The 9,263-nt window shown below is 32.4% G+C and carries 6 protein-coding genes and 1 pseudogene; 2 read left to right on the plus strand and 5 right to left on the minus strand.

What is annotated here, in order from left to right; translation table 11 throughout:
• Positions 1–103 precede the first annotated feature (103 nt).
• Together HMPREF3134_RS11290 and acsA are read right to left on the minus strand one after the other, a co-directional pair.
• Positions 104–1,771, minus strand: coding sequence for a formate--tetrahydrofolate ligase (locus tag HMPREF3134_RS11290; RefSeq protein WP_070443002.1), 1,668 nt, complete (start codon positions 1,769–1,771; stop codon positions 104–106).
• Positions 1,772–2,104: 333 nt separating this feature from the next.
• Positions 2,105–3,814, minus strand: a complete 1,710-nt coding sequence (acsA, locus tag HMPREF3134_RS11295) for an acetate--CoA ligase (RefSeq protein ID WP_070443003.1) — start codon at positions 3,812–3,814, stop codon at positions 2,105–2,107.
• 164 nt (positions 3,815–3,978) lie between these two features.
• Here acsA and HMPREF3134_RS11300 point away from each other — a divergent pair, with 164 nt between their 5' ends.
• The gene (locus HMPREF3134_RS11300; protein WP_070443005.1) at positions 3,979–4,611 is read left to right on the plus strand and encodes a GNAT family N-acetyltransferase; all 633 of its coding nucleotides are present in this window, start codon (positions 3,979–3,981) and stop codon (positions 4,609–4,611) included.
• 34 nt (positions 4,612–4,645) lie between these two features.
• Positions 4,646–5,803, plus strand: coding sequence for an acetoin utilization protein AcuC (locus HMPREF3134_RS11305; RefSeq protein ID WP_070443007.1), 1,158 nt, complete (start codon positions 4,646–4,648; stop codon positions 5,801–5,803).
• A 147-nt stretch (positions 5,804–5,950) separates the two neighbouring features.
• On the opposite strand, the gene ccpA is transcribed toward HMPREF3134_RS11305, so the two are convergent.
• From ccpA to HMPREF3134_RS12265, 3 genes and pseudogenes are all read right to left on the minus strand, one after another.
• Complete coding sequence (gene ccpA / locus HMPREF3134_RS11310; protein ID WP_070443008.1) at positions 5,951–6,943, minus strand: catabolite control protein A; 993 nt, start codon at positions 6,941–6,943, stop codon at positions 5,951–5,953.
• Positions 6,944–7,262: 319 nt separating this feature from the next.
• On the minus strand, positions 7,263–8,354 hold the full coding sequence (locus HMPREF3134_RS11315) for a bifunctional 3-deoxy-7-phosphoheptulonate synthase/chorismate mutase (protein ID WP_037536884.1): 1,092 nt from the start codon (positions 8,352–8,354) through the stop codon (positions 7,263–7,265).
• A 282-nt stretch (positions 8,355–8,636) separates the two neighbouring features.
• Positions 8,637–9,263 (minus strand): annotated as a pseudogene (locus HMPREF3134_RS12265) (Maebl); the annotation flags it as partial.

Consider the following 9,263-nt stretch of genomic DNA (forward strand, 5'->3'; position numbering starts at 1 on the left):
GGACTCATCAGTCCGATTTGACGTAGAGCCCAAAGTTTTACGCTTTGTCAGCAGTTTTCAACGTAACATAATAATACATTATGATAGTCGGTACTTCAGTCTACTAGAATAAGCCTACTGCATGGCCGTCTTCTGTAACGTCCATATTTAATGCAGCTGGTTTTTTAGGTAATCCAGGCATAGTCATGATTGCACCAGTTAATGCAACAATAAATCCTGCACCTGTTTTAGCCTCTAATTCTCTAATAGTAATATCAAAATCAGTTGGAGCACCTAAAGCAGTTGCATCATCACTGAATGAATATTGAGTTTTAGCCATACAGATTGGATATTGACCCCAACCATTGTCAGTAAATTCTTTTAGTTGTTTTTTAGCTTTTTTACTAAATGTAACTGAAGAACCACCATAGATATCTTTAACGATTGTTTCAATTTTTTCTTCTAATGATTGATCTAAATCATATAAGAATTTGAAATCATTTGGTTGTTCAATAACTTCAAGTACTTGGTTAGCTAATTCAACGCCACCTTTACCGCCTTTTTCCCATACTTCAGTTAAAGCGATTCTAACGTTATTTTCTTTAGCCCAAGCTTTTACTACTTCAGTTTCAGCATCTGTATCATGAATAAATGCATTTAATGCGATAACTGGTTCAACACCAAATTTACGGATGTTGTTAACATGACGTTCTAAGTTAACAATACCAGCTTTAACTGCTTCAACATTTTCTTCTTTTAAGTCATCTTTAGCTACGCCACCATGCATTTTAAGGGCACGAACTGTTGCAACTAATACTACTGCTGAAGGTTCAAAGCCAGCTTCTCTAGCTTTAATGTCGATGAATTTTTCAGCACCAAGGTCTGAACCGAATCCTGCTTCTGTTACAACGATGTCTGCAAGATCACGTGCTGTTTCAGTAGCTAAAATTGAGTTACAACCATGTGCAATGTTAGCGAATGGTCCACCATGAACTAATGCTGGTGTACCTTCAATAGTTTGAACTAAGTTAGGTTTAATAGCATCTTTAAGAATCATAGCTAATGCGCCTTCAACTTTTAAGTCTGCAACTGTAACTGGTTTACGATCACGAGTGTAACCAATAGTAATACGGCTAATTTTTTCTTTTAAGTCATTAATATTACGAGCTAAACATAAGATTGCCATTACTTCTGAGGCAACTGTAATATTGAAACCATCTTCACGAGGTACACCATTAGTAGGTCCACCTAAACCAACATTTACATGACGTAATGCACGGTCGTTCATGTCTAATACACGTTTCCATTCAACACGACGTACATCAATGCCTAATTCATTACCTTGATGGATGTGGTTATCGATAAATGCAGATAAAGCATTATTTGCAGTAGTAATCGCGTGGAAGTCACCATTGAAGTGTAAGTTAATATCTTCCATTGGTAATACTTGCGCATAACCTCCACCAGTTGCCCCACCTTTAATACCAAATGTAGGTCCTAATGCTGGTTCACGTAAAGCTACCATTACATTTTTCTTTAATTCGTTGAACGCATCAGATAATCCAACAGTAACTGTAGATTTACCTTCACCGGCTGGTGTTGGACTCATTGCAGTTACTAAAACGACTTTCCCTTTGTTGTCTTTTGGTTTGATTTGATTGATATCAATCTTAGCTTTATAGTGACCATATTGTTCTAAAGCGTCTGCTGGGATTCCAGCTTTTTCAGCGATTTCTCCAATAGGTTTTAGTTCTGATTGATTAGCAATATCTAAATCTGATAAATGTGCCAACTTATTTCAACCCCTTGTTATTTATAATTTGATTTATGTAAGAATACCTCAAATCAGTTGCTTAAGGTTTCTTTTAATCTTACATATTAATAATAACTAACAATGTAAGCGATGTCGAATTTTTGAGAGCGTTTCCAATGATTTGTGTAAAATTTAACTTAATTTTATGATAAATCTGCTAATTTAAATAAATTTATTTTATAAATCTAAAAATTTAAAGTAAAAATACATCATAATATGAATTCAAAAACCTTTATTTCGACTTAGGTCAACTATAAACATTATAAAAGCTAGGACCAATAATTGTCCTAGCTTAGTTACATTCATTAAAGTTTAATCTTCCATCGTACTTAAATCGCCTGCATCTAAATTAAGCTCCCAAGCTTTTAACACACGTCTCATAATTTTACCAGAGCGTGTTTTAGGTAATTTATCTTTAAACTCTATTTCTCTTGGTGCTGCATGACCTGATAGCCCCTCTTTAACAAATTTACGAATATCTGCTTTTAGCTCATCTGAAGGTTCATAGCCTTGGCGTAATGAAATAAAGGCTTTGATAATTTCGCCTCTGACAGGATCTGGTTTACCGATAACACCCGCTTCAGCTACTGCTTCATGCTCAACTAATTTCGATTCTACTTCAAATGGACCTACACGCTCACCAGCAGTCATAATTACGTCATCAACACGGCCTTGGAACCAGAAATAACCCTCTTCATCTTGATATGCTGAATCACCTGAAACGTACCAATCTCCAATAAAATAAGAATTATATTTTTCAGGGTTTTTCCAAATTGAATACATCATAGATGGCCAACCCTTTTTAATAGCTAAATTCCCCATTCTGTTCGGTGGTAATACATTACCTGAGTCATCTATAATAGCAGCCTCTATTCCCGGTAATGGTTTACCCATTGAACCTAATTTAACGTCAACTGCAGGATAATTCACAATCATATGACCCCCTGTTTCTGTCATCCACCATGTATCTAATACACGTTTATCATATACATCTTTAGACCATTTAATAACTTCAGGGTTAAGTGGCTCACCAACAGATAAAATTGATCGTAATGATGACAAATCATATTTTTCTACTACATCATCACCTGCGCTCATTAACATTCTTAATGCTGTAGGCGCAGTATACCAAATTGTTACTTTAAATGTTTCAATCATGCTATACCATTGTTCAGGAGAGAATCGACCACCCGCTATGCAATTTGTAACACCATTTAACCAAGGTGCAAACACACCATAAGATGTACCTGTAACCCAACCAGGATCAGCTGTACACCAGTAAATGTCACCTTCTTTTAAATCTAATACATATTTACCTGAAATATAATGAAGTAACATTGCTTTTTGAACGTGTAATACCCCTTTAGGTTGACCAGTAGAACCTGATGTGTAGTGTAAGATTAAACCATCATCTTCTTTTAACCACTCAATATCAAATTCTTCATTTGCTTGATTCAATTCTTTATTGAAATCAACATATTGTTCATCAACTTCATCGTCAACAACTACTATTGTTTCTAAGTGAGGTAATTTATCCTTAGGAATTCTGCCTAGTAAACTATTTGTAGTAACAATGACTTTTGCTTCACTATTTTCTAATCTATCAGTTACCGCTTTTTCCATAAAAGCTTCAAATAATGGACCAACGATAGCACCAATTTTTAGAATACCAAGAAAGGCAAAATATAGTTCAGGCGTTCTTGGCATAAAGATAAATACGCGATCCCCTTTTTGAACATTCGCTTTATCTACTAAAACGTTGGCAGCCTTATTTGATAGCACTTTTAATTCTTTAAAACTATATTGTTCTTTACGTTTTTCATCTCTATAATTAAGTGCAATTTTATCGCCTTTACCATTATCAACATGACGATCAATACACTCGTAAGCCATGTTTATTTTTCCTGTTTCATTCCATGAGAAAGCTTTTTTCACTTCATCCCAATCAAAGTCCTGATATGTCTTTTCATAATCTTGTAAATTATAATTACCTTGCTCGCTTTCAAATACTTCTACTTTCATTATAAAATCCCCCTCATTTAATGAAATCGCTTTCTTTAAAAAGTATTATACATTAATTTTTGTGTTATTCAAAATTTTTAGATAATTATTACAATTTAATTTGTTTATTTTTCTAAATAAATATAAAATAACTATAATAGTAGTTCGTATTGGGAGTGAGATGAATGAAACACATTAAAACAAACGTAACCAAGCACCTAACAATTACCAATAAGCATTTCATTATTGAAGGCCCTGTTTCATGTAATTATTTGAAAACGCTTTCTTTCGATGAGTCGTTAAATGCCTTTAGACCGGCAAAAGATCAATTTGACGCTTTGAAAGAAATTACGCAATTACCTGAAGCTCGTATATATATTGCTCGAGAAAACAAACATGTCATAGGGTATGTAACATATCACTATCCCGATGAATTTGAAAGATGGGCTGAAGGACAACTACCCTATTTAATTGAGTTAGGTGCTATAGAAGTGCATAGTGATTTTAGACAGTTTCATATAGGTGGTGAGCTTATTTCATTAAGTCTTTCTCAAGATGAGTTTGAAGACTATATTGTTTTGACAACTGAGTATTATTGGCATTGGGATTTGAAATCAGCTAAATTAGATGTTTTTGAATATAAAAAAATGATGCAAAAATTAATGTCTAAAGGTGGATTAGAAGTATTTGCTACTGATGATCCAGAAATTACCAGTCATCCAGCTAATTGTTTAATGGCGAGAATTGGTAACAGAATTACATTAGACCAGCAACAGTCTTTTGATGATTTACGTTATAAGAATCGATTTTTATTTTAAGATTTCTGTTAAAAATTTAAGGGGTATGATATTTATGCAAAATAATTTAAAAACGGGTTATGTCTATTCAGATGAACTATTAAAATATCGTTTTAATGATAACCACCCTTTTAATCAAATGCGATTAAAATTAACTACAGAATTACTCCAAATGATGAAATTGTTGAAGGTTGATCAAATCATTAATCCTAGAATAGCTACTGAAGAGGAATTGGCTTTAATTCATAAATATGATTATATACAAGCAATTAAACATGCGTCTCATGGAATTTTAAGTCCATCGGAGGCTAATAAATATGGATTAAATACAGATGATACATTCCAATTTCAACATATGCACAAGCATAGCGCAAGGATTGTTGGTGGTGCACTTAATTTGGCAGATGAAATAATGAATGAAAATATATTAAATGGTTGTCACTTAGGTGGCGGATTACATCATAGTTTACCTGGACGTGCCAATGGATTTTGCATTTATAATGATGTTGCCATTACAGCAAAATATCTTGCTACTAAATATAAGCAACGTGTGATGGTCATTGATACAGATGCGCATCATGGTGATGGGACTCAATGGAGCCTTTATACTGATAATACGATCATGTGTTATTCCATCCATGAAACAGGGAAATTTTTATTTCCAGGTTCAGGACATTACACTGAACGTGGCGAAGATTTGGGTTATGGTTATACAGTAAATTTACCGTTAGAACCTTATACTGAACATGATAATTATTTAAAAGTCTTTAAAGAATCCGTGACAAGTGTTATTGAGGCTTATAAACCTGATATCCTACTTAGTGTACATGGTGTGGATATTCATTACTTAGATCCTTTAACACACATGAGTTGTTCATTAGAAACTTTATACGAAATTCCATATATAATTAATAAATTAGCGCACAAATATACAGATGGAAAAGTTTTAATGTTTGGTGGTGGAGGTTATAATATTTGGCAAGTAGTCCCAAGAGCGTGGAGCCATATATTTTTAGCATTAATTAATAAACCCATTCAAGAAGGACCTTTACCAGAACAATGGATTAAAAAATGGTGTGCGTACTCACCAGTAAACCTACCTAAACATTGGACAGAAGATTATCGCGACTATCAAACAATACCCAGATCATATGAAATCTCACAGAAAAACAACGAACGAGCAAGTAGAATCGTTCATTGGTATACACACTAAGGGAGCGGTATGATGATTTAATTTTAAAATCATCATACCGCTCCCTTAAAACAATTATAATTGGAAAGTTTATAACATATCTTCTCAGTTTGTCAGTTGATATGTGTTAAAATTGTAACTATTAAATAATAAATTATTTTTTTAATACTAGTCTTTGGTTGTACCTCTATACTCAATACGGTGAGGTAAAATAACATTAGGTTCTTCAATTTCTTCTTCGTTCATATATTTTGTTAATAGACGCATGCCTACAGCACCGATATCATATAATGGTTGAATAACACTAGATAGTTTTGGTCTTACCATCTCTACTAATCGTGTATTGTTGAAACTAACAATTTGTAAATCTTCTGGTACTCTAATACCAGCATCTAATGCACTATGCATAATACCTATTGCCTGTTCATCACTTATTGATAAAATGGCATCAGGTAAATCCCCTTTCAAATCCTCGAATACTTTAATACCGTCTTTATAACTTTCAGATCCAGAGAATTGCACAGTTTCATTTAATTTTAATTGATGACGATCCACTACTTCTTTAAGACCATTAAATACATCTTCTTGAGCTTTTTTAGAGTAATCACCGCTTACTAATGCAAATTCTTTAGCACCTGATTGAATTAGCTGCTCAGTAATTTCCATTGCTGCAGTTTTGAAATCAATATTAACAGAAGCGATATTGTCATCTTTTCCATTCGTACCTGATACGACGACTGGAACAGAAGATTGATTAATTAAATCTTTAATTTCATCAGAAATCGTTCCACCTAAAAAGATAATACCATCCACTTGTTTACTTAATAAATTATTAAATATTTCTTTTTCTTTTTCAGAATCATTATCTGAGTTAGAAATTATAGAATGATATTTGTACATTGTTGCTATATCCTCAATACCACGAGCTAATTGAGAATAATAGATATTGGATATGTCAGGAATGATAACGCCTACTGTTGTTGTTCGTTTACTAGCTAGTCCTCTTGCAACAGCGTTTGGTCGATAATTTAATCTTTTGATTACTTCATTAACTTTTTTTCTAGTTTCAGGTTTAACATTTTGATTACCATTCACTACTCGTGAAACGGTTGCCATAGATACTCGGGCCTCTCTAGCAACATCATATATAGTTACTGTCATAATTTCCTCCTTGTAAGCGTTTTATTTGTTATTATAACGTGTTTTCATTTCATTTTCAAAGTTTACCACAAAATCGCTTTCATTCAAACCTATTGTTAATAAATTCACATTTATGTCAAATTTTATATTATTTTAATTACAAAGAGTGATTTGCCATATTATTCAATAAAAATGAAATCGTTGATTAATAAATAGAATAGCTAAAGTTTGACAATTTAAAGAGCTATTCATTATTACCAGAATTAGTATTATAAAACATACTTATAATTCAGTAAAACGAATAGCTCATGTATACCAATTATCTAATTAAGTGAACTTATTATTTTAATTTTTTTGAATTATATAATTCAGCTAATGGTTTCAATTCATTGTAAAATTGATCAAATTCATTTAAATCCATTTGTTGACCACTATCACTTAGTGCAACAGATGGGTCTGGATGAACTTCTGCCATTACACCATCTGCGCCAACAGCTAAAGCAGCTTTTGCAGTTGGTAACATAATATCTTTGCGTCCTGTGCTATGCGTTACATCTACCATTACAGGTAAATGCGTTCCTTGTTTTAAAATTGGAACAGCAGATATATCTAGAGTATTACGTGTTGCTTTTTCATAAGTACGGATACCACGTTCACACAGGATAATATTTTTATTTCCTTGTGAAGCAATATACTCGGCTGCAAAGGTAAATTCCTCAATAGTCGCAGACAATCCTCTTTTTAATAGGATAGGTTTATTAGTTCTGCCAGCTTCTTTCAGTAATTCAAAGTTTTGCATGTTACGCGCGCCAATTTGAAATACATCTAGGTATTCATCAGCAACTTCAAAATCAGCAGGATTTACAATTTCACTAACAACATTAAGACCGAATTTATCTTTAACATTTTTTAAAATTTTAAGCCCTTCAACGCCTAAACCTTGGAAATCATAAGGCGATGTACGAGGTTTAAATGCGCCACCACGAATGAATTTCTCACCCCTAGCTTGCAAATCTTTTGCGACTGCATCTACCTGTTCTTGAGATTCTACAGAACAAGGTCCAAATACAAATGATTTATTCCCATCGCCAATAATGCCACCGTTGTCAAATTTAACAATTGTATCTTCAGGTTTTAATTTACGTGATACATAAAGATGTTTTTCATTCTCAGATTTTTGCAAGTCAGTTGACGCTTTGAAGATTTCTTTGAATAATTGCTTAATAACATTATCATTAAAAGGTCCTTGGTTACGATCCATTAATTCATTAATCATTTCCTTTTCGCGCTGTGGATCATAAACTTTTGTGCCTTGTTTTATTTTTTCTTCACCAATCTTTTGAGCTAACTCACCACGTTTAGATAATAATTCTAAAATTTGATTATTAATCGAAACAATTTCTTCTCTGTATTGTTCTAATTTCGTTGACATTACTACTCACCTCAATAAAAGTTACTTAATTAATTATATTACTTTAAAGCGATAAAATAATATTAGTTAGATAATATTCTAACAATTTAAAAATAATAGTTCAACCTTAGAAGTCCAAAAATTTTCTAAAATTTATGAATTATCTAATTACTATTGTGAAATTTTTAATTAATCGTTTTCGATATAAAAAATGGAGCGAATCAAAAATCTAATATATATAGATTTCTGAATCCGCTCCATTTAATGAATGAATATTAACTTAATCAATAAGTTAAAGTTTCATTAATCATTAAAAGTACGTTTATCTATTTTACTTTTAGCTTTTTCAGCTCTTTGTTGTTGTTTAGGTGTTTTATTTTTAACTTTTGGTTCGTTTTGTGATTGCTTGCTATTCACTTTTGATTTTTCATTGTTTGATTTTGTATCGTGTGTGATAACACCATTTTCAAATTTAGAAGTAGCGTGAGCTTGATTATTTTTTACTTGGTCTTCATTGGTGTTAATTGTTTTGTCTTCTTTTGTAACTAAATTAGGAACAGTATAAATACCTTTTGATTTAGCAACAGAAGGCTCTTCTAATAAATTTTTTGTTTTATTGGCTACGTTTGAGTCATTATCTAATTTACTTTTTTTTGTTTTAGCAGCTGATGCTAGATTTTTCGCAGTAACATTTTTATTATGGCTAGCATCATCCTTAATTGAAGGATCTGATAAATTATTATTTGATGATTCAACTTTTACTGCATTTTGTTGTGCTGTTAATTCAGTAGCACTAACCTCTTTAGTTTCATTTTCTTCTTTCTCTGTTTCAGCTTTAGCTTCTTGTATTTCTTGTGCTTGAAGTGATTGGTCTGATAAATCATCTGACGTTTCAACTTTGATTGCATTTTGTTGTGCAGCTAATTCTGT

The sequence above is a fragment of the Staphylococcus sp. HMSC14D10 genome (genome assembly GCF_001808125.1).
GTDB classification, from domain to species: domain Bacteria; phylum Bacillota; class Bacilli; order Staphylococcales; family Staphylococcaceae; genus Staphylococcus; species Staphylococcus haemolyticus.